Here is a 25,136-nt window from a genome sequence, read left to right as displayed (position 1 = left end):
ATACAGCCCAAAGTGGTACAGCACGGATCAAATATTGCAATAAATCAATTGGATCAGCCCGCCGCTCAATAGCAGCAAGTAAGCTGAACAACCTCAGGTGCCCCTGTCTTGAGCAGGTGGTTGCAGCGCTGTGGCAAGGCTGCGGGCAAGGTGCTAGCCTGAGGCGCAGGCCCTGTGCCCAGAATAAGAAACGGACCCGTACGCCCATGCCCAAAGATGCCAAAGACCTGCGTTCCGCCCGTTGGTTCGCCCCGGATGATCTGCGTTCCATGGGCCATCGCAGCCGCGCGGCCCAGATGGGCTGGACCGGCGAAGATTGGAACGGCAAGCCGGTCATCGCCATCATCAACACGTGGTCGGACCTGTCCCCCTGCCATCACCACCTGCGCGACCGCGCCGAATGGGTGAAACGCGGCATCCTGCAGGCTGGGGGCACGCCTGCCGAGCTGCCCGTGCACGACTTTGCCGAACAGTTCCTGAAACCAACTTCGATGCTCTACCGCAATCTCGGTGCCATCGAGGTCGAAGAGACCCTGCGCAGCCATCCCGTCGACGGCGTGGTGCTGATGGGGGGGTGTGACAAATCCACTCCGGCGCTGGTCATGGGCGCGGTGTCCATGGGGCTGCCGATGATCTTCATGCCTGCGGGCGCGATGCTAAGGGGAAACTACGCGGGGCAAAAGCTCGGCTCGGGCACGGATGTGTGGAAATACTGGGACGAGCGGCGTGCAGGCAACATTGGCGCGGCGGAATGGGAGGGTGTACAGGGCGGTATCGCGCGTTCCTACGGCACCTGCATGACCATGGGCACCGCCTCGACCATGATGTCGATTGCCGAAGGGTTCGGGCTGACCCTGCCCGGGGCCTCGTCGATCCCGGCCCCGGATGCAGGGCACAAGCGCATGGCCGCGGCCTGCGGGCGACGCATCGTCGACATGGTCTGGGAGGATCTGACGCCAAACAAGATCATCACCCAAGCCGCCACCCGCAACGCGGTCACCGTTGCCATGGCCACAGGCTGTTCGACCAACGCGATCATTCACCTCATCGCAATGGCACGGCGTGCCGGTGTGCCGCTGGGTCTTGATGATATCGACGCGGTGGGGCGCACCACGCCCGTCATCGCCAATATCCGCCCCTCAGGCACCGAATACCTGATGGAGGACTTTTTCTATGCAGGCGGCTTGCCTGCCTTGATGCAGGAGCTGGGGGACAAGCTTGATTTGTCCGTCACAACCGTGACCGGCAAGACGCTGGGCGAGGACATTGCGCACGCAAAAAACTTCAACATTGACGTCATCCGACCCCTCACCAACCCGGTCTACGCCGAAGGATCGCTCGCCGTGCTGCGCGGCAATCTTGCGCCCGACGGGGCGGTGATCAAACCCGCCGCCATGGACCCCAAATTCCAGACGCACACAGGGCCCGCCATCGTGGCTGACAGCTATGAGGCGCTTAAGGAGATCATCAACGACGAAGACTATCCCATGACCCCCGACAGCGTGCTGGTGCTGAGGAATGCAGGACCTCAGGGCGGGCCGGGCATGCCCGAATGGGGCATGATCCCGATGCCCAAGGCCCTGCTGAAACTGGGTCTGCGCGACATGGTGCGCCTGTCGGATGCGCGGATGTCAGGCACGTCCTTCGGGGCCTGCATCCTGCATGTCGCACCCGAGGCATTCATCGGCGGGCCGCTGGCGCTGATCAAGACGGGGGACATCATCGAACTGGATGTGCCCAACCGGACCCTGAACGTGCAACTGAGCGATACGGAACTGGACGAACGCCGCGCCGCCTGGACCGCCCCTGCCCCACGCTATCAGCGCGGATATGGCTGGATGTTTGCGCGTCATATCCAGCAGGCCGACAAGGGCTGTGATTTCGACTATCTCGAAACCGGGTTCGGCGCGCCGGTGCCGGAACCCGACATCCACTAGCGCTCTATTCCGGCATTCCCGCCAAGCGCAGCCCGTCCAGATAGCGATTGCCGCTGTCATAATCGGCAAAAAGGTTGCGCGCCCGGATCGCGCGGATGGAATCCTGCGGGTCGGCGGCCAAGGCTGCGGCCAGTGCGGCCTGTGCGGCCTCTTCCTCGCCCTGATGGGCATGGGCCGCCGCCAACACCCGGTGCAGCGTCGCGTAGTCCGCGCTTGTCTCCAGCCCCTCGCGGGCATGGGCAATCGCGCCTGCATCATCGCCCGTCTGCAGCGAGGCAAAGGCAAGCCCGCCCTTGATCGCCAGCGACCACGGGCTTTGACGGCCAAAGGTCCAGGCCTTGGACAGGCAGTCGACGGCCGCGCGGTGATCGCCGATCCAGACATAGGCCCAACCGCTCAGCACCAGCGTCACATAGTCGGATGAGGATTGGCGCAGGGCCTTGTCGATGATCTTGCGCAAGGTGACCGGGTCGCGCGCCTCGGCATAAGCGGTAACGCCAAGGGCAAGATGCAGATGTGCGTGATCAGGGGCCAGCGGTGCCGCAGCCGCACACCATTTCGGGATCGAACGGGCATATGGGGCGGTGACGCTGTCAAAGCCCATCACAGCCGCCGACAGGTAGGACACCAACGCGAGCGCCAGTGCAGGCGCAGATGCGGGATCTTTTTCGATGGCTGCACTGGAATAGGTGAGTGCTGCGGCAAAGGCCTCGGGGTCCAGATGATCGAGCGCCAGTTGGCCGCGCAATTCGCACTGATTGGCGCTCATCTCGGGCAGGCTCAGCTTGTCGAGCACACGCCGCTCAGCATCGAACACGGCCGCCAGCACATGCGAGACAAGGGTTTCGCCCGTGCTGTCCTGCCAGTCAAAGGCATCTTCCATATCGCCGTCGATCTTGGTCGCCCACAACTCGGCCCCCATGGGGCCAACAAGGCGCACTTCAAGGCGCAAGCGCGCGCCACTGGCCCGCAGGCGCGAGGTCAGGGAATAGGCGTGATCATGGCTGGCTCCGCTGGTCACCGACAGCCAGTGCGTGGCGCCGAGATAGGTCAGCACATCGCCCGTAAGGGCGTCCGCAAGCTCGATCACCTCGGTGCGGGTGTCCGAGGTTTGCACAGGCTGGATGACCACGTGAGGCCGGTCGGCCTTGGCCGCCCCTGCATAAGAGGCGTCGGGGGCACTGCCGCCGGTCCACACGCGCACGGGCTTGGCGATGTTCTTGAGCAGCCGCTCGCCCGCATCGTCAAAGGAGGGGCGCAGCGTGCCATCAAGGCTGCCAAACACCGCATCCGATATGGCTATGGTGCCAGGGCGGGCAAATTCCTCGAGACGGGCGGCGACATTCACACCATCGCCGAACACGTCTTCCTCATCTTCGATCACATCACCCAAATGCACGCCCAGACGCAGCAGCATCTTGGGGTCATGATGGGTCGGGTCAGTGGCCAGCAACTCCTGTATCTGCAGCGCGCATGTCGCCGCATCCGCCGCTGCGGAAAACAGCACGATCCAGCCATCCCCCATGCTTTTGACCACACGGCCACTGCGCGAGGCGACAGCGGGGCGAAAAATCTCGGTCCGAAGGCGTTTGAGGGCGCTCAGCGTGGCCTCGGCATTGTCGCCCATCAACTCGGAATAGCCCGCCACATCCGCGACAAGGACGGCAGCCAGACTGCGTTGCATAATGTACCCCCGGTGCCAAAGTGGATTGGCCACATTTCCCCACCGGCAGAGTGACCACATTTGGACAGGCACGCAAGATTTAACGCACATGTGGGGGGCGCAGAACTACAGTTTGGGCCTGTGCGCCGGGCGCATTCGGACAGCACGACCATACGTTGCACGACGGGGAAAGCGCCCATAGAGTTCACCGGACCCACCTGCAGGAGACACGCACCTTGTCAGCCAGAGACTGGAAAAGCATACAGCGCCGCCTGACCACGCTGGGCTACACGCCCGGCCCCATCGACGGGGTCTGGGGGGCCAAGACGGACGCGGCGGTGCGGGCCTTTCAACGGCGCGCCGGGTTGGTGGTGGACGGTGTCGTGGGCAGCCAGACCTATCGCGCACTGTTCGGCAACCGACGGCCCCATGCGATGTCCGTCATGACCGCCGCACATATGGCGGCCGCGGCCTACAAGCTGCACCCGCGCCACGCGACGGCGGGCGATACGCTGATCAAGACCACTTACGGGCTGCACGTCACCAAGCGCTGCACGAAGCCCGGGGTCGAAGCCTATATGCTTAACAACCGCTGCCTGCTGATCCCGGGCAGCAATTCACTGAACGATTATTTGCGCTTTAACCTGCGGCTTTGGGGCGTCGGCAAACGCAAGCTGTCCTTTCGGCAAGAGGCCAAGCGGCAAAAGGTGGACACCCGCACGCGGCTCGGGTTTTCGCGCACGGTCTGGCATCAGGGGTTCTTTCAGCACGCCAACAAGATCCGCACCTGGATCGGGGATGACCCCAACGACTGGCCAACGATGATCATTGGCCATTCCCTGGGCGCGGCCTCGGCGCAGATCCTGTCCAAGACCTGGGCGACGCCTGCCATCGGCTTTGCCGCGCCACGGCCGCGCAAATCCAACGGTCCGATTGCGCTGGAAGAGTTGTCGCTGTCGATCTGCCGCGATGACGATATCGTCTGCTTTCTGCCCAGCAGTTTTCACCGGATGGGCCAGACAAGTATTCTGCGCCACAAATCGCCAAGGGGTGGGCTCAACCACAATATGGACGCCTATATCGACGCGCTGAACAACCGCAAACCCAACCTTGGCATTCCGACCACGTGGAACCCCTGACGGTGCTGCAGCACTCGTGCACGCGCTCGGTATGCGGCCTCCGGTTTTGCCTTTTGATCAGCACCTGTCCGCACTGAGGGCTGTGCAAATCCGTTAATCTGCATTAACCTTCTGCCTAGGGTTGAAATATTATTTGGACCGCTGAGTATAATGACTGCAGATTTTTACGACGTATTCCTGTCGCACAACTCCAGAGACAAACCTGCCGCACGCGCCCTTTGCACAGCGTTGACCGAGGCCGGGTGTTCTGTGTTCTTTGACGATCAGGACATGGAAAACGACCGCATTGCCGGTTCGGAAATCGATGCCGCCTTTGACAAAACGCTTGTGTTTGCAGGCTGTTGGGGGCCTGCCGGGGTCGGGCGATATCAGAATTTTGAACTGGATATGGGGTTCAATTTCGCCATTGATTCCAAGTTCTCACTGATCACCGTCATCCTGCCAGGTGCCACGCCTGCCGATCCGGGGGCGCGGTTCCGCAGCTTTCCACCTATCATCTTCAGTCACCTTGAAGACACCGTACCCATCCAGAAAATCCTGCGGGTCGTGGACCGGGTACGCGGCGAGCGCAATTTGCCGCCACGTGATGCCGGCGACGGCAGCGGCCCCGTTGCACAACCCGCACACCGATCGCGCCAGAACCGTCATGATGCCGCCGCGACCGAAGAAGACCCCTATCACGGCATCCCCGAACAATTGCGCCGCGATGTGCGCCAATTCGGGCTGAACTTTCTGATCGGCCCGCTGACCGGGATGGAAGCGCCCTCGGGCGAGGATTTTGGTCAGGAGCAGAACCTGCGCTGGCCGGAATCCGGTGAACCCAGCCCGTGGGAGGTCGCGCATCTGATCAAGGAAAAAGGCGATTTCTTGCCCCAGGACGACGAGGATTCCGGTGTGTTGCCGCTGGAACTGGTGGCCAGTTGGCTGTCCATGGGCAAAGGGGATTCCCGCCTTGTGCAGTCACGCCTCAAAACCATTCTCAACACAAGGCAAAAGCGCAACAGCGGTTTTTACGACCAGTTGGCCAAAGTGCTGAGATTGCTTCTGGAAACGGCCGAGACAACGCGGCGACGGCGCACCCCTGCCCCGATGATCTTTACCACGAACTTTGGCACCAACCTCGAATGGCACATGATGTATCACGGCGTGGACTTCACGCGGGTGACCGTCAAGCTGCCCGACTGTCTGATCATCCAAAGCGTGCGTTCGCAAATTCAGGGTGAAACCCTGATCCTGAGCGATGCGTTCGACGAAGACAGCCAGCCGCTGATCCTTCCGCGCGACGGGGATGATGCCGAAGAACAGGCGCTTAACTTTCTCGCCGACGCCTTGCCCGAAAACGCCAACCGCTATGCCAGTTCCACACGCCAGGGCTACCGCGGCGGGGTGGACGATTACACCCAGCCCTCGACTGCGCGCGATCTGAGTTTTGACGACATGGAAGGCTGCATCCTGTTCAAATACCACGGCTCCATCGATGTCGATGACAGTTGCGTCGTAAACAACGAACAACTGTTTGAACTGACCCGGATCGAGGATTTGGTGCCATCCGCGGTCGAAGAACGGCTCAAAATCGCGCCCTCCGTGGTGTTTGGTACGTCGTTTTTGCTGACCGAAGTGCAACAGGCCGCCGAAGCCGTCTGGCGGGTGCCCTTCCGCGCCACGCGTATCAACCGCTACGTGGTGCCGCGCGCGCGCGAGGGGCTGACCAAGCGGTTCCGGGACGGCTGGCTTTTGCAGATGGAAGAAGCCATGCGCGACAACCTCAAACACCATGCAAGCACCCTGAACCTCATCGAGGTCAAACCCGGGCAGGAAGCGTTTTTACGGGCGTTGGAAAAGGAGTTTGAACCAAAAGGCACTGCGCCCTCGATGGCGCAGACAGCCTGATGAACCCCGAGGCCCCCGCACCGCCAAGCGCGCCAAAGCGAGGGCGCCTGGATGGTTTGCGCGCCCCGCCTGAGGGTTATGGCGCACGGGCCGAGAAACTGAAGCTGGAATACACCCGCGCCACAGTCGGCGAAGAACCCTACAAGGGCACCGACAGCTACCAGTTCGAGGATTCACCGCTGTTTTTCGGGCGTGTGCGCGAAGAACGCGAGATGGCCTCGCTGTTCCTCAAGGGTCAGCTGTGCATTCTGCATGCGCAGTCAGGGGCCGGGAAAACCTCGATCCTCAATGCCCGCGTGATCCCGCGGATCGAGGAAACCGGCATTCACACGGTGCGCCTGACCCCGCAAAGCGACCCGCTTGAGGCCGTGCGCGTGGCCTCGATCCTGCAACTGATCCCGCCCCCCGAATGCGAGGCCGATGCAATTGCGGCGATGCTGGAATTCGACCCCGACCTTGCCGACCAACCGCTCGAAGCGGTGCTCGAGCGTTTTGACGCCATCGAAAGTGAGAACCCGGCCCGGCGCAACCTGCTGGCCGCCTTTGAGGTCAGCAAGCTTTCGTTCGACGAATACCGCCATCGCGGCGGGCGCACGACGCCTTTCTTTTGCAAACTGCTGGCCGGGACCATGGATATCCGCGCCTATTGGCGCCATTTCCGCATGTTCTTTTCCTTGGACGAGATCGGCCAAGGCATCGAGGACGACCTTTGGAAAGGCGCCACCTTGCGCGAGATTCATACGCTCATGGACTCGCCCCACGCCCGTGCGGCCCATCGCGAGTGGATCGAAATCCTGGACCTGCCCGAATTCGGATTCGTGCAATTTTTCAAACACTTCTGCGAGAAATGGGCGGATCATCAGGCGGGGTATGCGCTGTGCCTGGTCATCGACCAGTTCGAACAGATCTTTACGCTTTATACCGATGACGCCCAGCCCGGCGTGGCCGAAGAGGACAAGCCCGACTGGCGGCTGCGCCCCAGTTTCTTTGATGAGCTGCGCCGCCTGCTGAAACCGATTGGACCGCACGGCACGGTGCTGCCGATCTCGGTCGTTCTGTCGATGCGCGACGAGTATATCGGCCAGCTTGCCGCCGTCCCCGATATTGCGTCCAAGCGGCAAACTTCGCGCTACCGGCTGGATTATCTCACCATCAACGATGCGCGCGCCGCCATCCAGAACCCCGCCGAGGCCTTTGGCTACAGTTATGGCGACGAAATCTATGGCGAAGTGATCAACGCGCTCAAGAAAGAGGACCGGTTTGTCGAACCGGCCCATATCCAGATCGTCTGTGACAAGATCTGGCAGCTGTTCGGGGCCGAGCTGACGCACCACCCGGGCAAGTCCATTCCGCAAATTTCCTATGACGACTTCATGAAGAAGACCGGTGGCACGGTTCGGATTCAGCAGGAGTATTTCAAGGAAATCCTCGACACGTTCGAACGCGCAGACCAGCTCGAAATCCTCGACATGCTGTCGGACCTGTTGACCCAAAGCAGCAAGCGCAACGTGGTGGAATACAGCACTCTTGTTGGTGGTGCGCTGCGCGATGCAAGCAAGCGGGCCGCTCTGATCCTTGACATGCAGGCCAGCGGCATTGTCCGTCAAGAGGCCCGCATGGGTAGCCAATTTGTGGAAATCGCGCATGAATTCCTGATCGATCCGCTGCAGTCGGAAATCGTGCATCACGTCAATCCATCCGAAAAGCTGTTCCGCTTTGCCCAGCGGTCGGTGGCAAACGCCTTTGCCACGCGCGGGGACAAAGCCGACGTTGACCTTGCCCAACGGGCCGAGAACCTGACCCGCAACGCGGTGGTCGCGTTGCTCGAAAACGCGGATCGCTGCCACTGGACCCCCGAAGTCGTGGACCTCGTGATCCACGCGGCCATCCAGAAAGGGCTGTCCGTCGAAGGGTTCCAGAAACTGTTTTCGATCCGTCAGGCAACTTTGCGGCGCGGCTCCAAGACGGATGAAGACCAAGAGGATGTCGCATGAGCAGCAACGTCCTTTCCATCATGCAGCAATACGCGAACGCCGATGATCCGGCCGTGCGGCGCAACCTGTGCGACGCGCTGGTGGCAGATGGCACGCCGGAGGCGGCTGAACTGCTGCTTGATCTTGCGATGCAAGACGACGACCCGCAGGTCAACGCCTGTGCGACGGACCAGATCACAACCCTGAGCCCGGCCCAATTGCAGGCCGTCCAGCCCACCCTCGCCCAGCGCTTTGCACCACAAAAAGGCAAGCCTCACATCCTGAACTGGGTGCGCAGCGCGGACCGGGTCGCAAAGGGCACGGACACCTCGCTGTTTGCTGGCTTTGGAAACTGGTGGCAGGAGGCGCGCGCCACACGCAAACTCAACCGCCAACTGCTGTTTTCGCGCAAGAACGAATTCGGGTTCATGGCGCGGATACTGAACCGACAATTGCTGATCGCAATGATCATGGCGGTTGTGCTGACCTTGTTCGTGGGTTGGCTGTTGATCGACAATCCTGACGAGGACATCTACATCGTCGGGCCTTTTGCGGCCATTGGCTGTGTGTTGTTCATCGGTGTTCCGCTGGCCACGGTCTTTGCCCCGCCCACGCTGGCCTTCCGACGCAGCGTGATTGCCTATGTGGATGCGATGTCGGTGGTCAAATTCTCGGTCATTCCCATTGTCTTGGTCACGCTGTTTGCCTGGATCGTCGGTGAACCACTGGACAGTGAATTCTATTGGCCCGTGATCCTTTACGTCGTCGTCCCGCTGTTCTTTGTGCGCCTCGCGCTCAACGTTGCAACGCGAATTCGGCAACGCGTGGCCTATCCGCTGCTTTTGTGTCTGGTGACCCTCGGCGTGTTGATACTGGTCTATTCCTGCCTGCTGTGGATATTCGATGCGATCGAGCCGGACTGGTATGACTACGGCGAAACCATGAGCGGATTTCTTCTGTTCACGGTGCCGATTGCGCTGTTCATGGCGATCCACAAAGGCAGTTTCGGCAATCAGGTCAGGCATACCGGCGAGACGAAACACTCGCTGTTTTACAACAAGGTGCTGTGGATGTCGCTAGCCGGGTTGGCGGTGGTCTTCATGGCCATTGTGACCCTTGCGCCCGGTTCGGGTCTGTCCCCACCGGGGCGTGGCGAAGCGATACCGATTGCCTTGCGCCAAGCCAGCCCCGAGGACCTGAAGGCCAAGGAATCCGCCCGTACGCTGATGCGGGCATGGGAAAAACTGGTCGTCGAGAACCTGAGCCATCTCAGGGAACAATTGGAAACGGATGGCAAGAACCGCCAACTGGTTCTTGATGTCCAGAACATCGTGGACGAGATCGAAGACGGGCCATCCGCACGCCGATTGCGCGAGCTGGCGGATGATCTTCTGAACGCGGTTTACCGGCCGGAAATGCCCGGCGACCTATCAGGCGTTTTCGAAGAACGGGCGGGCGAAGTTTATCTCCTGGCGGATCGTGTCGAGGCGGCCGGACCTGTGGCCATCAGCGAGTTCTTTGAATTCAAGCGGTCCGACAGGGTGGTCATGACTGCTGACAGCGAGGGCGAACTGGACCTGTCGGTGACTGCCATGCGCAATGGGCGCGTGACCGAGTTGGTGATCTGGGTGAACGGAGTAGAAATCGACGAACGCCCATGGCGCGACCCGGAACTGTTTCAACAGGAGATCGCGAAAGGCGAAACCATTCTCATTGCGGATATGCAGAAACGGACGGTCGACTTTGTCGATATCATCGCTCATTTCCAGACGAAGATCGCTTACGTGATGAACACCTACATGCCACTGAACATGACCGCCCGCAGCGGCGTGGCCCGGGAGGCTGCCGATCTGGTGTTCATGGTCGAACTTAAATGGGCGCCGAACGCAGCCCCGTTGAATGACGACGACTAAGGCAGCACTGCCGCACCCATCACCGATCCAGATCAGGCGGAATGCGCTGATAGAGCCGTGTGAGCCAGTCCGCGACGCTGCTCACCTCGCCGCCATCGCCCACGAGGGCAGGCTCCAACATGGACTGCGCCGCGTGCGCGCCCAGCTGGCGAAAGGCCTCGAACTGGTGCTCGTCAAAGAACTGATCGGCGGTCGAGACATTGGGAAAGGCGGGATTGGCGTGGCGGTAGGCATTGACCAACTCGCTTTCGTTGCCGGTCATGGACAGTTTCATGATCAGCAGCAGCCCCTTGCCCGCTGGCTGGCCGTCGACCCCCGGATAGTCGATCTCGCACAGCCCGCCATGGGCACGCGACAACCCGGTTTCGGGGTCTGCGCGCAACTCCTTGAGGTCGGTGTGGATGCGCACGCCAAAATCGACGCCCGCATGACGCACAAGCGTGAGGATGGTGCGAAAGCTGCCATCCTTCTCGGCACTTGCATCGACGGCCACGATGAATTTGCAGCGACGGCGCAGCAACTCGTAGATGGCCGAGTTTTCCAGATGCGCGCCATCCGTCAGCATCATCCACTCTCGCTTTTCATCCATGGCAAAGCCAAGCATTTCGCGCAGCAGCATCCACGCCCCAGGTCGCCCGCCCGTCCCCACGGGACCCGTCTGGTCAAGGCTTGGACGACGCACCCAGAACCCGAGGCGGATGTTGAGGAATGACAAAAGCGCGCGCGCCGAAGACATCGACAACAGTGCCATATGCGGTGCCACCGCAGCGCCCGAGGTGGCCACGGCCGTGGCAAGGTCAAGCTTGGTCTTGGGCCAGCGCAGCCAGTGGCCGGTGGGCCGATACCCCGTCACCGGAGAGCCGCACCAATTCTTTGAAAACACAAAGAAATCCCCGCGTCGTTCGCGCATCTCGATCCGTTCGGAGTTGGGCAGGTTCACCACGGCGTTGAGCAGCAGGTAAGGCGCCTTTTGCTCTGGGTCGAGATCGGACAGAGGCACATCCGTTGATCCGTTCTGATCCAGCCGCACAAAGGTGTTGGCCAGTTGCTGGCGATAGAGCCAGTGCGGTCCCGTCGCATTGATGTTGATCACGCCCAGCGCGGTCACGACAAGGCCCGCCGCGATGATCAGCACCACTGTCAAACCGGGTTTGATCTGTGCGTCCAGAAAGGCCATAGGCACCCCGAACTCAGTGCTCGTCCCGAGGTAATACAGCGCATAGCCCGCCATGAGCGCCAGCAACGGCACGGCGATGGAGGCGATGGTCATCACGATCCGGTTGCCGATCATGCGCACCCAGGCCTGCCCCAGCATCGGCAACACCCGCGATATGGCCGGAAGGGCCGCCGCAACCGTGGCCAAAGAGGCGCTTGTCACCGCCCACTCGTTCTCGACCATAGTCTCAAACAACTGGTAACCCTGATCCACGAGGAACAGCGCCAACAGGAACGCAGCGGCCAGAGAAAAGAACCACATCGCCCCAAGGCGTAATCGGCCCAGACTGTAGGGCAGCCATGCATAGGTCACAAAGGCGACACCGGCTGACACCGCGCTGAACAGAACCAGATTCTGGTAGTCGAATTTGAATAGCAGCATGGCCAGCAACCCGCCTGCGCTGAGCGAAAAGAACCAGATGCCGAAATCCCGAACCCGCCCAAGCGAATACGGGGCCATCAACAGCGTCGTGGCCGTCACGGCGAGGCACACACTCGCCAGCAGACCCAGCGCCATGGCCGGTAGATCAAACACCTCAAGCAGATGCATGACCGACACCAGCACCGCGATCAGCGCCGCCGGGGCCGTCCAGTTCAGGATCATGCCAGCCAGCAGGTTGAACATCAGACCCAGCGTGATCATGGCATTGCCGGTGGTGAGGTAGTTGGCCCGCTGGCGCAGATAGCGCACCGCCTCTGTATCCGGCCCCTCGGGGTTGGCCACAGCTTCTGTGCCACCATCGGCGATACGGCGCGAGAGGAACGCGCCGGTGAATCCACCCCCGCTAACCGTCGACATCAGGTCGATGCTGTTCATGATCTTGGAATGCTTTGCCAACACCTGCGCCACCCCAAGGCTGAAACTGGCCGAGCGGATTCCGCCCCCCGAGAGCGCCAATCCAGCCACATCTGTAAGCGGCCCCTTGTCTTCGTCGGGAGGGGGTGGCGTAAACCGGGCACGACGTTTGGTGATGGCCTCGGCCTCGGAGGCGTTGATGCGATCCACGATATGGATGGGATTCCGGTCGCCGTGTTCCTGTGGGACCATCCCTTCCTTTGGGTTCTTTGGAATGCCAAAGACCAGCGGCGCGTCTGGAAAGGCCTTGTCATTGCGATCGGGGGGGAAGTCGGGCAGGTCCGGGCCGTGCGCCATCTTGTGCAGCACTTTGGCAAAGGCACGGAATTCGTCCTGAATGCCGCGCAGGGCAGTGCGGAACTCGACCGCCCCGTCGCGGGTGTCCAACTCTCCCGCCAGACGTTTGCGATGCCATTTGGCCATGAAGGCGCGAAAGTCGCCATTCAAAAACGCGACTGTCACCTCTGAGAACTCGGTGCAGCCGACATTGTCCGAGATCGTCTTGCGGGCGAGCCCAAACAGCTCGTAAAGGCTGTCGAGAGCGACCTTTTCATCGCCTTCGCTGAAATGCAGGCGTTGCGTGGCGACGCGGGTCAGGATTTCGGTCAGGAACTTGTGCGCGGCGACAGCGTCAGGACCGGTGGGAACATTCGGGGGCTTGGCAGCGCACATATCTCAATTCCTTGGTCTCAAATGAGGCGCACATGCAGGCTGTCACCGGCTAAATCCCGGCATGCTGCTACGCCAACCCAGAGTTGCCGGAAAGGGGATGCGCGTCAATGTCGTCTTGTGCGTGCGCACGTTCAGGCAGCGGTGTCCTGCCCCGAAACCCGAGGCACCAGCGCCTTGACCAGGTCCTTCATATCGAGCTGGCCTACAGCCTCGTCCCCGTCCATCACCCGGTAGGTCAGGCTTGTGTCGCCATCCGAGAGGCCGATCATATCCTCGAGGTTCGAATTGGCCGCCACATCCCCGTCAAAACTGTCCCGGCTGAGCGGGCGCATGACCGACCGCACCCGCAGCACGCGGGCGCGGTTGATGTCGCTGACAAAGTCTTCGATGTAGGGATCAGCCGGGTTGAGCAGGATGCCTTGCGGCTCGCCCTGCTGCACCACCGCGCCGTCCTTGAGGATCACGAGGTGGTCGGCGAGTTTCAGCGCCTCATCGAGATCATGGGTGATAAAGATGATGGTCTTTTGCAATTCTTTCTGCAGTTCCAAGAGCAGGTTCTGCATGTCGGTGCGAATGAGCGGATCAAGGGCCGAGAACGCCTCGTCCATCAGCATGATATCGGTATTGGCCGTCAGCGCGCGCGCAATACCCACCCGCTGCTGCATGCCGCCGGACAGTTGCGCGGGATAGCGTCCCTCGAACCCATCCAGACCAACGCGGGCCAGCCATTTGCGCCCCTCTTCATCCTGCTGCTTTCGCTCGGCGCCCTGCACGCTGAGGGGAAGTTGGGCGTTTTCCAGCACCGTCTTGTGCGGCAACAGCGCGAATTTCTGAAACACCATCGACATGCGTTTTTGCCGCATTTGGCGCAGTGCATCGCCGTCCAGCGACATCACATCCGTGCCATCAACCAGAATTTCGCCCGCAGTGGGGTCAATCAGCCGGTTGAGGTGGCGGATCAGCGTGGACTTGCCCGAACCCGACAGGCCCATGATCACTGTGATTTCACCGGGCTGCATATCGACATTGATGTCCTGCAAGCCCAACACGTGGCGGTGCTGATCCAAGAGCGTGGCCTTGTCCATACCCCCCTGCACAAGCGGCACAAGGGATTTGGCGTCGGCACCAAAGATCTTGTAAAGACCGCGAATGGAGACTTTGGGTGTCATGGCTCGGCCTCCTATTTCGTTTTCGCGCGCGTATCGACGCGGTTGAGGGCCGCCTTGGACACCCGGTCAAGGACCACGGCCAGCAGCACAATGCCGAGGCCCGCTACAATCCCCACGCCCAGATCCAGCGCCCGGATGCCACGCAGCACCAGCACACCCAGTCCGGGGGCCGACACAAGCGAGGCGATCACAACCATCGCAAGGCTCATCATGATGGTCTGGTTCACGCCCGCCATGATGTTGGGCAGGGCCAGGGGGAGTTCCACCCGCGTCAGTTTTTGCCACGAGGTCAGGCCAAAGGCGTTGGCCGCCTCGATCACGTCCTTGTCGACCAGCCGTATGCCCAGATCGGTTAGACGGATGACGGGGACGATCGCGTAAAGGATGATGGCAATGCCATAAAGCTTTGATTCCGTGACAGGAAACAGGAAAATCAACGGGATCAGATAGACAAAGGTCGGCAAAGTCTGCAGCAGGTCAAGCAGCGGGACAATACTGCGTTGCGCGGTGTCCGATTTGCTCATTCCGATACCAATGGGCACGCCAAAGGCCACGGAAATGCCGGTACAGACAAAGACGATGGCCAGCGTCTGCATCGCCACTTCGTAGTGGTCGATGAAGGCAAAAAACAGCAGCACAAAGGTGACAAACCACGTTACCGCACGCGAGCGGCTGACAAACCATGTGAGCAGCAAAAGCGCGGGCATCATCACCCACCACGGCGCGGACTCAAATACAAACAGCGTGCCGTCCAGCATCCATGACAGGGGCTGCGTGATCGGGTCGAGGACGTATTTCAATTCGGACCGGATCGACAGGAATCCGTTTTCCAGCCCCTCGGTCAGATCACGGGTCTGGCCGATCTTGGAGCAGGCCTGATGCAACTCATCCAGCGACGGAAAAGGCAGCCCCGGTGTCTCCACCTCTCCGCCATCGCCCTGGGCCTGCGCGAGAAGTTGAGCCATGGACAAAGGCGCGTCGGTCTTGTCCGCATCGCACCAGTCACGAAGCCCGAGCGTGTCGAAAAAAGCGTCATAGCGCGCCATGGAATGTTCCCGTCCCAGCGCCCGTTATCGGGCTTGTTGTTGAACCCTGCGCACCAAATGTGTGGCGCGCAGGGCTGGTGTCGTGGCGCTTATTGCAGCAGGGCTGCCAGCTTTTCGCGGGCCTCATCGTTCAGCCAGCCACCCCAGGTGTCCTTGTAGGTGGTCAGGAAATAGACCGCCGCCTCTTCGTAAGAGGCCTGGTTGTTTTCCTGCCATGCCAGCACGTCACCCATCTGGGCGTTGGTGAAGGTGAGGTTTTGCATCAGAGCCGCCGCATCGGGCTCGCGGTCGACAAAGGCCTGCGTTGCGGCCGTCACCACGTTCGAGACGGGATAGGCGGACAGGCCCGGCGTGGCGCAATCCTCAAGCCCGTTGCAGATATGGGTGTCGGCGTCATAGGCGGGCATTTCAACCTGCACCATCGGGTACTTGCCCAACACGGATGTGGGCGCCCAGTAATAACCGAACCATGGCTCCTTGGCCTCAGCCGCAGCGGCGATAGCGGTGGCCAGCGTCTCGCCCGATCCATGCTGGAAGCGTTCGACACCCGCCTGATCGAGGCCTGCGGCCTTGAAGTTGTTATGGTTGGTGATGTCGCAGCCCCAGCCCGACGGGCAGTCATGGAAGCGTCCGCCAACCAGTTCGGGATTGGCCTTGATGCCTTCAAGGGTGGTCAGTTCGGGGTGGGCCTCGGCGAGATAGGCGGGGATCCACCATGCCTCGACGCCGCCATCGGAAAGCACCTTGCTCAGTTCGACCAGCTTGCCTGCCTCGCGCAACTCTTCATAAACCGAGGTGTAGCTGGTCCAAAGCTCGGTCAGGATATCGGGTTGTCCAGTTTCGGCGACCGAGGCCATCGCAGGCTCCGTTGTGGTGGGCACAGTGCTGACCGCGCACCCATAACCCTGCTCCAGCAGGAACTTGGCGACATAGGTCACAACGGCCGACGAAGCCCAGTCCATTTCGGTGATCGACACTTCGCCACAATCGGCGGCGGCGATGGAGGCCGCAGACGTCCCCATCATCAATGTGGCGGCAAAAGCGAGCTTTTTCATGATCTTGTTCCCTGTTTTTTGGCTGTATTTGTTTGGTGATGCGCTTTGATAAACCAATAAAACACGCCGGGACCAGTGCAATTGCGCCGTTTTTTGGGTGGCTGCGACACCATCCCGGGTCAAATCCTGCCGCAGCGGCACCCGAAACAGCGTGCCGACATCCGGGCTGGCGTCGGCCTCTGCGCAAGATCACAATTGCCACCCTGCGCGAAAATCCGCGACTTCTGCACTTTGCCCCGGCCGATCCCCTTGTTAGGGTCGCCGCAGCACTGGAACAAAAGACAAAACTGGAGAACCGCCGCATGGATGCTGCACAGGCCCTTGTTATGGCAATGCAAACATGGGGCATCATCGGCGGCCTTGTGGCGGCTGTGTTTCTGACCATCGGTATGGATCGCATCGACGAGGATGCCCGTGGTGCCTACATCTTTCGTCCTCTGTTGATCCCCGGCGTCTTGCTGATCTGGCCCATCGTGCTGTGGCGCTGGTGGCAGATCGAAACCGAGGCCGCAGGATGGGCTGGTCGTTACCGTGCCGTGCGAGGATGGTATGGCGTGTCCGTCATCGCGATGAGCATCGCCATTGTCGCCGTTGTCATCACCGGCTTTGCTGTGCGCCAGACCTGGCCTGCCGACGCAGAGCCCGTGCAGCTCAGCACCGGTGACAGCCAATGAGCGTCAAATATACCCCCGTTCAGTGGAACCGGAACAAGTGGATCTATGACGGCGTGATGCTCGCCGGGGTCGCCGCCTTTCTGTGGATCTTTCTTTACATCACGCCCGAGGTCCTCAGCTACGAGCCAGCCATCAACCCGCAGATCCACAACGCCCGGGCCTTTGGGGCCTGTGCTTTTGTGATGCTGACGATCATTCTGTGCATCGGCCCTGCCGCGCGGCTGAACAGGCGGTTCCTGCCGCTGCTCTACAACCGGCGACATTTCGGCGTCATGACCACCTTTGTGGCGATCACCCATGCGGGATATATCCTCAACTGGTACTTCGCCTTTTCCAGTTCGAATAAATATGTCGGCCTGCTTTATGCAAATTCCAGCTTTGGCCAGATCGCGGGCTTTCCCTTTGAACTCTTTGGGATTTTCGCCCTGATCTGCCTGCTGGTTCTGGCCACGACCAGCCATGATTTCTGGCTCAAGTTCCTCACACCGCCCGTTTGGAAACGGCTGCATTACCTGATCTATGCGGCCTATTTCTCGGTTGCGGCCCATATCAGCCTCGGCATTCTGCAGGACCAGCAAAACCACGTGTTCACCGCGATGTTCCTTGTCGGGGCAGCGGCGGTGATTGTGTTGCACCTTGCGGCCTGGTGGTCGGAACGTGGCGATGCCGCCGCCCGCGACGGCGCCTGGATCAAAGTGGCGCGCCCAGAGGCCTTTCGCGAAGGCTTTGCCAAGATCACCCGCCTGCCCAACGGCGACCGCGTCGCTGTCTATCTGATGGAGGGACAGTTGTCGGCCATCTCGAACGCCTGCGCGCACCAGAACGGCCCCTTGGGCGAGGGACGCGTGATCGACTGCCTTGTGACCTGCCCGTGGCACGGGTTCCAATATGACGTGCGCTCGGGCCGCTCGCCTGCGCCGTTCACCGAAATGGTGCCGACCTACCGCCTGCGCCTTGAGGATGGCGTTGTCGAGGTGCACCCGGACGCCAATCCGCCGGGCACCTATGTCGACCCCCTGCCCCTGCCCGAAGCCACCCCCCTGCCGCAAGGAGAGCCCGCATGAGCGACAAGCCCTTTTTCGTCGGCTACCTGCCCGTCCCCGGCCCTTTGCGCATCTTCCTGCTGTCGGTCTGCGTGGTGCTGATCGGTGGTCTGGCGGCGGCCGGATATATCATGGGTGTGACTCAGGACGATCCCGGCCCCGGCGCGTTCCGCTTTGACTATGGTCGCCAGACGGTAACGGGCGTGGTGGAAATGACCCCCTACCCGGTGATCCATGTCACAAAAGGCAATGACCGGATCAAACCGGGCGACAGTTTCATGATGACGGCAGGTGGCAAATCCGGTGTCGACAGCCGCGCAATGCCGCTGAACGGGCAACTGGCCGAAGTGTCCGGTATCATCCTCGAACGTGGCGACCTTTACATGATGCAGTTGCGCGGAGGGCGCAACGGGCTCAAGGCTGCCGAAGGTGACGCGCCCGAGATAGTCGCCGAACCGCAGGGCCGCTGGCAGTTGACCGGCGAGATTTGCGACGGAAAGTGTCTCGCAGGTGCGATGCGTCCCGGGCGGGGACTTGCGCACAAGGCTTGTGCGAATTTGTGCCTCTTGGGGGATGTGCCGCCCATTTTCGTGTCGTCCCAGCCCGTTCTGGGCGAAGAATTCCTGCTGGTGACCGGCCCGGACGGCACCCGCCTGCCCCGCGCGGCCTATGACTATGTGGCGCAATTCATCACAGCCGAGGGCGAAATCACCAGACGCGGCGACCTGCTGGTCTGGGAAATCGACACCGACACAATCAAGGTGACGCCATGAAACGCCTGATCTGGATGGCTTTTGTACTCGTGGTGGCGGCCGTGTTCTTTTACCTCTCGCGGTTCTGGACCCTGTCGCTCTGGCCGCGCAGCGGGTTGTTCGGGATCGAGGCGCTGCGTCCGCAGGGCAGCCTTGTGGGTCAATGGCTGCGGGGTACGGATTTCGCCCCCTTCGAACTGCTGATCTGGGCGGTTGGCGCCTTTCTGGTGCTGACAGTGCTGCAAAAACTCTACGACCGGCTGAACCCGCCGCCGGAATAGAGATCGAGGCTTTATCGGAATACTTATGATTGTATAGTTGCGCCAAAGACAAAGAATTCAGAGCAGGCGAACATGGCACGCAAACCCGCAAAAAAGGCGGCAAAACCGTTTAACGTGGCGCTTGTCGGCCAATCCGGACGGCTGAGCTATGAAGCGTTGCTGTTCGTGACGTCCCTGCGCGCCAAAAGTCCCAAGTTCAAAGGACGGGTGCTGATCTGCGAACCCCAGCCTGGACCCTTGTGGCCCAAGGATCCGCGTATCGATGCGGTGGACGTGCGCGACGCGCTGGCCGAACAGGGTGCGGAAATTGTGCCGTTTCAGTCCAAACACTTCGGCCAGACCTATCCCCCCGGCAATAAGATCGAAATGCTCTCCGCCTTGCCCAAGGGAGAACCGTTCGTATTCTTTGACAGCGACACACTGATCACCGGCGAACTGGCCGATGTCCCATTCGATTTCGCGCGGCCCAGTGCCTCGATGCGGCGCACCGACACGTGGCCGAAATTGGAACTTTATGGACCCGGCTATACCGAAATCTGGAAATCGTTATATGACGCCTTCGATCTCGATTTCGAAAGCAGCCTCGATCTGAGCGAGCCGGACGAATACTGGAAGCGATATCTCTATTTCAATGCGGGCTATTTCTTTGGCAAATGCCCGCATGTCTTTGGCGAAAGGTTTCTTGAATACGCGCTGCATATCCGCGACACGCCGCCTGATGCGCTGGTCTGCCAGTCGCTTGACCCGTGGCTGGATCAGGTGGCGCTGCCGCTGGTCATCCACAGCCTAGGCGGCGGGCGCAACAGCGATGTACATGCCTATCTCGACGGGCCCGTCAGTTGTCACTACCGCCTGTTCCCGCTGCTTTACGCGCGCGAAAAACAAACTGTCATCGACACGCTCGAAGAGGTTTGCAGCCCCAACAAGATCAAAAAAGTGCTCAAAGGCTACGATCCGATCAAGCGCATGGTCTTTCAGGGACGCGGCGCAAAGGTGCGCGCCCTGTTCGATCAGAACGCCATGCCCCGCCGGGAACAGGCGATCCGAAACCGCATCAAGTCCAACGGATTCTGGATGCGCTAGATGTGACGCGACGTAAAATTCGGAATCCGCGATCAATTCAATTTACGCGGGTGAAAAACTGACGCGCAAATGTTATTTGACTGGCGAGTTAATTAAAACCTTTGGTGGAGCGTCGTCGTGGCACATCTCAACCTTCGATTTCTTGAAAATATGGCACGGAACTTTTGGGAAAACCGGCTGGATTCTGTTGCCGAGCATTTCGCATATCCCATGCCGCTTTATGCAGATGACGGATTGCAGGTGTTCGGGGCCGCCTGCACCCTCAAAGAGGGCTTGTCGCTGTACCGCGATGCGGCCATCCGGGCCGGGATTGTCCGGATGAACCCGCGCATTCTGGCCGAAGGCCTGACGGTGAATGGATACTCCAACGTATGGGTCGAGTGGGATCACATCAACGCCGACGGGGTCTGCCTGCGCACCAGCCAGGTGCATTACGTGTTCTATCGCGATGCGGGCGCGCTGTTTCCACGGATCGAATTGGTCGAATATACCGTCCTCGCCTTTCCCGAAGTGCCCGCCAGTATCGCGATGCCCAAGATCGCCTGACATCCCCCGGTGCTGGGCCCCTGCCTTGCGCTGATCGCGGCCAATTCTTGCGCCACCACCTTGCCCAGACCGTCCGCTTTGCCTATCGATAGCGCAACCACAGCGCCCCATGGCAAAGGAAGACAGACATGACCGACGGTCCGAAATACGGCTTTGACACCCTTCAAATTCACGCAGGCGCCCGCCCTGACCCGGCCACCGGGTCGCGCCAGACGCCGATCTATCAGACCACGGCCTATGTGTTTCGCGACGCCGAACACGCCGCCGCCCTCTTTAACCTGCAGGAGGTCGGATACATCTATTCCCGCCTGACCAACCCCACGGTCGCCGTGCTGCAGGAACGCATTGCCACGCTCGAAGGCGGCGTGGGCGGCGTGTGCTGCTCCTCGGGTCACGCAGCGCAGATCATGGCGCTGTTTCCGCTGATGTCGCCGGGCATGAACGTTGTCGTCTCGACCCGCCTTTACGGCGGCACCGTCACGCAGTTCAGCCACACCATCAAACGCTTCGGCTGGGAGGCGACATTTGTCGACTTTGACGATCTCGATGCGGTCAAGGCAGCGATCAACGACAAGACCCGCGCGGTCTTCTGCGAATCCATCGCCAACCCCGGCGGCTACATCACCGATCTCGATGCCATTGCGGCCATTGCGGATGCAGCTGAGATCCCGCTGATAGTCGACAACACCACAGCCACACCTTACCTGTGCCGCCCGATCGAACACGGCGCCACGCTGGTTGTGCACTCGACCACCAAATACCTCACCGGCAACGGCACCGTGACGGGCGGCTGCGTGGTGGATTCCGGCAAGTTCGACTGGTCCGCAAATGACAAGTTCCCATCCCTGTCCCAGCCGGAACAGGCCTATCACGGGCTCAAGTTTCACGAGACGTTCGGCCCGCTCGCCTTTACCTTCCACGGGATCGCCATCGGCTTGCGCGATCTGGGTATGACGATGAACCCGCAAGCAGCACACTATACGCTGATGGGCACCGAAACCCTTTCCCTGCGCATGGACCGCCATGTCGAAAACGCGGTCAAGATCGCCAACTGGCTCGAAGCGGATGACCGGGTCGAATACGTCACCTATGCAGGTCTGAAATCCTCGCCCTATTATGACCGTGTGGCCAAGATTTGCCCGCGCGGTGCGGGCGGGCTGTTCACCTTTGCGATCAAGGGTGGCTACGAGGCCTGCGTCAAGCTTGTCAACGCGCTGGAGATCTTCAGCCACGTGGCCAACCTTGGGGATGCGCGTTCGCTGATCATCCACTCGGCTTCGACCACGCACCGCCAGTTGACGGTCGAACAACAGCGCGCTGCCGGGGCCGCCCCCGAAGTCGTGCGCGTCTCGATCGGGACCGAAGATGTCAACGACCTGATCGCAGATCTGGATCAGGCCCTGTCCAAGGCCGCGAGCTAACCCTATGCGTCCCTGCGCATGTACCCGATTGGGCGCGCAGGGCCGTACACGGCTTTTACTTTGCATGGGCAAAGTCCTGCTTTATCCTAAGTACGACTGAGAGGTGCGTTTCATCCCTGCACCAAACTTGCTAAGGGCCGACCATGAAGCCTGAATTTGCGCTGTCCTTGTCCTTTGACGGGATCCGCCTGCTGCAGCGCGCTGCGGGTGGCTGGCATCGCTTGGGCGAAGTGTCGGTGTCCGACCCAACCTTGGGCGATGCGCTGGCCGACCTGCGCAAAAGCGGTGAGGCGGTGGCCTCCGGAACGCTCAGCACCAAGCTGATCATCCCGGATGAGCAGATCAAATATCTGACCATCGATACTCCCGGCATGGACGACGCGGCCCGGCGCGCCGCTGCGCGCGTGGCCCTGGACGGCGCGACCCCCTACCCGGTGGACGCGCTGGCCTTTGACATCTCGCCCGATGGCGATGCGACCCACGTGGCCGCCGTTGCCCGCGAGACCCTGCAAGAGGCCGAAGACTTTGCCGTCCAGCACGGTTTTACCCCGCTCAGCTTTGTTGCCGCCGGGATCGGGGCGGAGTTTCTGGGCGAGCCGTTCTTTGGCCCCACCGCCCATGCCGGAACGGCCCTACCGCCCGGTACCGAGGTCGAGCCTGATGGCGTGCGCGTTGTCATCGTGGACAAGCCGGAAGAATCCGCGCCGCCAGTCGTTGAGCCAATTGCAGAGGCACCCGCGCCGGAGCCCGTCAAAGAGGACACACCGCCTGATCCCGCCCCCGAAGTGAGCGAGGCAACGCCAGAGCCGGAAGAGAGCGAAGCTGCGCCTGAGCCCGCTCCCCCCGCACCTGCACCTGAAGACGAACCAGAGGCGGAAACGCCCGAAGTCTCACCCGTCATTGCAGCCAACGTCACTGCGCCGGTCCTGCCCATCGACGAGCCCGCAACAGATGCGGCACCTCAAGCAGCGGATGACACCCCAAGTGCCGCCGAAGCAGAAGTTGAAACGACAACCCCGCCGCTGCTTGGGTTCGCCACGCGGCGGCGACAGGATCCGTCCTCCACCGCCGCGCCTCTGCGCCTTGGCGGTGTGTCGCGAGACAAAGCACCTGCGCGCACAACACCGCCGCTGACTGCGCCTCCATCGGGGCAAGACAAAGCCACCGATGCAGACCCGCCGCCGCCCCGCAAGGCGCCGGAAGAGATCAACCTGTCTGTACCTCCCAAATCGGCAACCGACAGCCTGCGCCCAAGCCCGCCCCCTCTGGCGGCAGCGCCCGAAGACCGGGCCGCGCCCCCGCTGGTCACGCCCGCCAAATCCCGCGCCGGCGGGTTCCTGTCGCGGCGCAAGGCACCTCCAACAACGGACGAGGCAAGCCCGCGTGCCGCCGCCCGCGTTGTCGCAAATGCCGACCGGTCCGGAAAAGCGACGCTCGAAACCGAGCGGATGACCGTGTTTGGCGCGCGCGGCGACGGTGCTGTGGGTGGAAAGCCCCGCTATCTGGGCCTGATCCTGATGGCGGTGCTGCTGGTGTTTCTGGCCGGTGTCGCGGCCTGGGCTTCGGTGTTTCTGGATGAGGGGCTCGCGCGCCTGTTCCCCCGTCAGGAACGCACGCTGGCTTCGACCCTCCCGGACGACACCCGCGCGTCTTTGGCCGAAGATGTCGGGGCGACCACCGAATTGGAACCGGATGTCGAGGCAGCGGCTGATGGCGTCGTTGTGGCCGCACTCAACGACAGCCTCAGCGAGGATGGGCTGAGTGCCGAGGATGCCGCCGTGCTCGACGCGCTGCGCGACCCGTTGCCCGACCCGGTTGCACCCGAAGAACTGGACGCCGCAGCACTCGAGGCGCGTTATGCGGTCACCGGCATCTGGCCCAAGGCACCAGAGGTGCCCGCCCCCACCGGCCTGATCGAGATCGAAGACCTCTATGTGACCGGCATCGACCCGGTCAGTCCGGCGCTTGATGCGGTTGCCCTGCCCAGCGCAGCCTCGTTCCAGACGGACCGCCAGTTGGCGCTTGTGACCTCTCCGGCGGCAGCGGGTACGAATTTCGCCCGCGACGCGCAAGGGCGCATCATTCCGACAATCGAGGGCGCGCTCAGCCCGGATGGGTTTACCGTCTATCTGGGACGTCCCCCGGTCGAACCGCCCGCGTCGCTTGTGCGGCTTGAAACCGGCGAGGCGGTGAACCCCAACATATCCGTCGTGACCCAAATACGTCCGCAACTGCGCCCGACCGATTTGGTCGAACAGAACGAACGGGCCACGCTGGGCGGGCTGTCGCGCAGCGAACTGGCCGGTCTGCGCCCGCGCCTGCGCCCGCAAGCACCGCAAGAGGCGGATGATTTGCAGCGCGAAGAGGTCGAGGAAGAGGCACCACCTTCAGCCCTTGCCGCAGCCTCCTCTCTGCGCCCAGAAACCCGGCCACGCAATTTCCAGCGGATCGTCGCGCGCGCCACCCCCGCACCGGCAGCGACCCCGGCGCCTGCGCGCGTGGCCTCCGTTGCGCCGCGCACGGTCACACCTTCCATTCCCTCCACGGCTTCCGTTGCGCGCGAAGCAACCGTGCGCAACGCGATCAACCTGCGTCGCGTGAACCTGATCGGGGTCTATGGCACCCCGTCCAACCGGCGCGCTTTGGTGCGCCTGCCAAACGGGCGGTATCAAAAGGTCGAAGTGGGGGATCGTTTCGACGGAGGCCGTGTATCAGCCATTGGCGATTCCGAGCTGCGCTATCAGAAAAGCGGGCGCAATCTGGTGCTGAAGATGCCGCAGGGCTGAACGGAAACCGGCACGGTTTCCG

18 protein-coding genes are annotated in these 25,136 nt (G+C 61.4%); 13 read left to right on the top strand and 5 right to left on the bottom strand.

The window, feature by feature from the left end; translation table 11 throughout:
• Window positions 1-206 precede the first annotated feature (206 nt).
• A complete protein-coding gene (gene araD / locus Q1A89_RS05670) occupies window positions 207-1,937 on the top strand; it encodes an L-arabinonate dehydratase (protein WP_299724783.1) in 1,731 nt (576 codons plus the stop codon).
• A gap of 4 nt (window positions 1,938-1,941) precedes the next feature.
• Here the strand turns inward: araD and Q1A89_RS05665 are convergent, their stop codons facing one another.
• Window positions 1,942-3,621, bottom strand: coding sequence for an adenylate/guanylate cyclase domain-containing protein (locus Q1A89_RS05665; protein WP_299724781.1), 1,680 nt, complete (start codon window positions 3,619-3,621; stop codon window positions 1,942-1,944).
• Window positions 3,622-3,836: 215 nt separating this feature from the next.
• Between Q1A89_RS05665 and Q1A89_RS05660 the strand changes: the two genes are divergently transcribed.
• The 4 genes from Q1A89_RS05660 to Q1A89_RS05645 all read left to right on the top strand — a co-directional run bounded on the left by Q1A89_RS05660 (window position 3,837) and on the right by Q1A89_RS05645 (window position 10,515).
• Complete coding sequence (locus tag Q1A89_RS05660) at window positions 3,837-4,739, top strand: peptidoglycan-binding protein (RefSeq protein ID WP_299724779.1); 903 nt, start codon at window positions 3,837-3,839, stop codon at window positions 4,737-4,739.
• 150 nt (window positions 4,740-4,889) lie between these two features.
• Window positions 4,890-6,629, top strand: coding sequence for a toll/interleukin-1 receptor domain-containing protein (locus tag Q1A89_RS05655; RefSeq protein WP_299724777.1), 1,740 nt, complete (start codon window positions 4,890-4,892; stop codon window positions 6,627-6,629).
• Window positions 6,630-6,685: 56 nt separating this feature from the next.
• The gene (locus tag Q1A89_RS05650) at window positions 6,686-8,623 is read left to right on the top strand and encodes a hypothetical protein (RefSeq protein WP_299724775.1); all 1,938 of its coding nucleotides are present in this window, start codon (window positions 6,686-6,688) and stop codon (window positions 8,621-8,623) included.
• A complete protein-coding gene (locus Q1A89_RS05645; protein ID WP_299724773.1) occupies window positions 8,620-10,515 on the top strand; it encodes a HEAT repeat domain-containing protein in 1,896 nt (631 codons plus the stop codon). Before Q1A89_RS05650 ends, Q1A89_RS05645 begins: the two co-directional genes overlap by 4 nt.
• Window positions 10,516-10,534: 19 nt before the next feature.
• On the opposite strand, the gene Q1A89_RS05640 is transcribed toward Q1A89_RS05645, so the two are convergent.
• From Q1A89_RS05640 to Q1A89_RS05625, 4 genes are all read right to left on the bottom strand, one after another.
• On the bottom strand, window positions 10,535-13,258 hold the full coding sequence (locus Q1A89_RS05640) for a patatin-like phospholipase family protein (protein ID WP_299724771.1): 2,724 nt from the start codon (window positions 13,256-13,258) through the stop codon (window positions 10,535-10,537).
• A 131-nt stretch (window positions 13,259-13,389) separates the two neighbouring features.
• Window positions 13,390-14,427, bottom strand: coding sequence for a betaine/proline/choline family ABC transporter ATP-binding protein (locus Q1A89_RS05635; RefSeq protein WP_299724769.1), 1,038 nt, complete (start codon window positions 14,425-14,427; stop codon window positions 13,390-13,392).
• A gap of 11 nt (window positions 14,428-14,438) precedes the next feature.
• The gene (locus tag Q1A89_RS05630) at window positions 14,439-15,473 is read right to left on the bottom strand and encodes an ABC transporter permease subunit (protein WP_299724767.1); all 1,035 of its coding nucleotides are present in this window, start codon (window positions 15,471-15,473) and stop codon (window positions 14,439-14,441) included.
• Between the two features lie 89 nt (window positions 15,474-15,562).
• Window positions 15,563-16,528 carry a glycine betaine ABC transporter substrate-binding protein gene (locus Q1A89_RS05625; RefSeq protein ID WP_299724765.1) on the bottom strand — a complete coding sequence of 322 codons (966 nt, stop codon included), beginning with the start codon at window positions 16,526-16,528 and terminating at the stop codon, window positions 15,563-15,565.
• 302 nt (window positions 16,529-16,830) lie between these two features.
• Between Q1A89_RS05625 and Q1A89_RS05620 the strand changes: the two genes are divergently transcribed.
• The 8 genes from Q1A89_RS05620 to Q1A89_RS05585 all read left to right on the top strand — a co-directional run bounded on the left by Q1A89_RS05620 (window position 16,831) and on the right by Q1A89_RS05585 (window position 25,114).
• The gene (locus Q1A89_RS05620; RefSeq protein WP_299724763.1) at window positions 16,831-17,202 is read left to right on the top strand and encodes a hypothetical protein; all 372 of its coding nucleotides are present in this window, start codon (window positions 16,831-16,833) and stop codon (window positions 17,200-17,202) included.
• A complete protein-coding gene (locus tag Q1A89_RS05615) occupies window positions 17,199-18,266 on the top strand; it encodes a Rieske 2Fe-2S domain-containing protein (RefSeq protein WP_299724761.1) in 1,068 nt (355 codons plus the stop codon). Before Q1A89_RS05620 ends, Q1A89_RS05615 begins: the two co-directional genes overlap by 4 nt.
• Window positions 18,263-19,018, top strand: coding sequence for a hypothetical protein (locus Q1A89_RS05610; RefSeq protein ID WP_299724759.1), 756 nt, complete (start codon window positions 18,263-18,265; stop codon window positions 19,016-19,018). Before Q1A89_RS05615 ends, Q1A89_RS05610 begins: the two co-directional genes overlap by 4 nt.
• Entirely contained in the window at window positions 19,015-19,278 is a 264-nt protein-coding gene (locus Q1A89_RS05605; protein ID WP_299724757.1) for a hypothetical protein, read from the top strand. Before Q1A89_RS05610 ends, Q1A89_RS05605 begins: the two co-directional genes overlap by 4 nt.
• A gap of 72 nt (window positions 19,279-19,350) precedes the next feature.
• Window positions 19,351-20,361 (top strand): hypothetical protein, encoded by a 1,011-nt coding sequence (locus Q1A89_RS05600; protein ID WP_299724755.1) that lies wholly within the window; start codon window positions 19,351-19,353, stop codon window positions 20,359-20,361.
• Window positions 20,362-20,511: 150 nt separating this feature from the next.
• Entirely contained in the window at window positions 20,512-20,907 is a 396-nt protein-coding gene (locus tag Q1A89_RS05595) for a hypothetical protein (protein ID WP_299724753.1), read from the top strand.
• 128 nt (window positions 20,908-21,035) lie between these two features.
• The gene (locus Q1A89_RS05590) at window positions 21,036-22,328 is read left to right on the top strand and encodes an O-acetylhomoserine aminocarboxypropyltransferase/cysteine synthase family protein (RefSeq protein WP_299724751.1); all 1,293 of its coding nucleotides are present in this window, start codon (window positions 21,036-21,038) and stop codon (window positions 22,326-22,328) included.
• A 143-nt stretch (window positions 22,329-22,471) separates the two neighbouring features.
• Window positions 22,472-25,114 (top strand): hypothetical protein, encoded by a 2,643-nt coding sequence (locus tag Q1A89_RS05585; protein WP_299724749.1) that lies wholly within the window; start codon window positions 22,472-22,474, stop codon window positions 25,112-25,114.
• Window positions 25,115-25,136: the final 22 nt, after the last annotated feature.

Source organism: uncultured Tateyamaria sp., assembly GCF_947503045.1.
Classification (GTDB): Bacteria; Pseudomonadota; Alphaproteobacteria; order Rhodobacterales; family Rhodobacteraceae; genus Tateyamaria.
This window is presented reverse-complemented; position numbering and strand designations above follow the sequence as displayed.

What these genes read in the sequence shown, in the direction of transcription:
- araD (WP_299724783.1), top strand. Translation starts at nt 207, where the DNA reads ATGCCCAAAGATGCCAAAGACCTGCGTTCCGCCCGTTGGTTCGCCCCG.
- Q1A89_RS05665 (WP_299724781.1), bottom strand. Translation starts at nt 3,621, where the DNA reads ATGCAACGCAGTCTGGCTGCCGTCCTTGTCGCGGATGTGGCGGGCTAT.
- Q1A89_RS05655 (WP_299724777.1), top strand. Translation starts at nt 4,890, where the DNA reads ATGACTGCAGATTTTTACGACGTATTCCTGTCGCACAACTCCAGAGAC.
- Q1A89_RS05645 (WP_299724773.1), top strand. Translation starts at nt 8,620, where the DNA reads ATGAGCAGCAACGTCCTTTCCATCATGCAGCAATACGCGAACGCCGAT.
- Q1A89_RS05640 (WP_299724771.1), bottom strand. Translation starts at nt 13,258, where the DNA reads ATGTGCGCTGCCAAGCCCCCGAATGTTCCCACCGGTCCTGACGCTGTC.
- Q1A89_RS05635 (WP_299724769.1), bottom strand. Translation starts at nt 14,427, where the DNA reads ATGACACCCAAAGTCTCCATTCGCGGTCTTTACAAGATCTTTGGTGCC.
- Q1A89_RS05630 (WP_299724767.1), bottom strand. Translation starts at nt 15,473, where the DNA reads ATGGCGCGCTATGACGCTTTTTTCGACACGCTCGGGCTTCGTGACTGG.
- Q1A89_RS05625 (WP_299724765.1), bottom strand. Translation starts at nt 16,528, where the DNA reads ATGAAAAAGCTCGCTTTTGCCGCCACATTGATGATGGGGACGTCTGCG.
- Q1A89_RS05620 (WP_299724763.1), top strand. Translation starts at nt 16,831, where the DNA reads ATGGATGCTGCACAGGCCCTTGTTATGGCAATGCAAACATGGGGCATC.
- Q1A89_RS05615 (WP_299724761.1), top strand. Translation starts at nt 17,199, where the DNA reads ATGAGCGTCAAATATACCCCCGTTCAGTGGAACCGGAACAAGTGGATC.
- Q1A89_RS05610 (WP_299724759.1), top strand. Translation starts at nt 18,263, where the DNA reads ATGAGCGACAAGCCCTTTTTCGTCGGCTACCTGCCCGTCCCCGGCCCT.
- Q1A89_RS05605 (WP_299724757.1), top strand. Translation starts at nt 19,015, where the DNA reads ATGAAACGCCTGATCTGGATGGCTTTTGTACTCGTGGTGGCGGCCGTG.
- Q1A89_RS05600 (WP_299724755.1), top strand. Translation starts at nt 19,351, where the DNA reads ATGGCACGCAAACCCGCAAAAAAGGCGGCAAAACCGTTTAACGTGGCG.
- Q1A89_RS05595 (WP_299724753.1), top strand. Translation starts at nt 20,512, where the DNA reads ATGGCACGGAACTTTTGGGAAAACCGGCTGGATTCTGTTGCCGAGCAT.
- Q1A89_RS05590 (WP_299724751.1), top strand. Translation starts at nt 21,036, where the DNA reads ATGACCGACGGTCCGAAATACGGCTTTGACACCCTTCAAATTCACGCA.
- Q1A89_RS05585 (WP_299724749.1), top strand. Translation starts at nt 22,472, where the DNA reads ATGAAGCCTGAATTTGCGCTGTCCTTGTCCTTTGACGGGATCCGCCTG.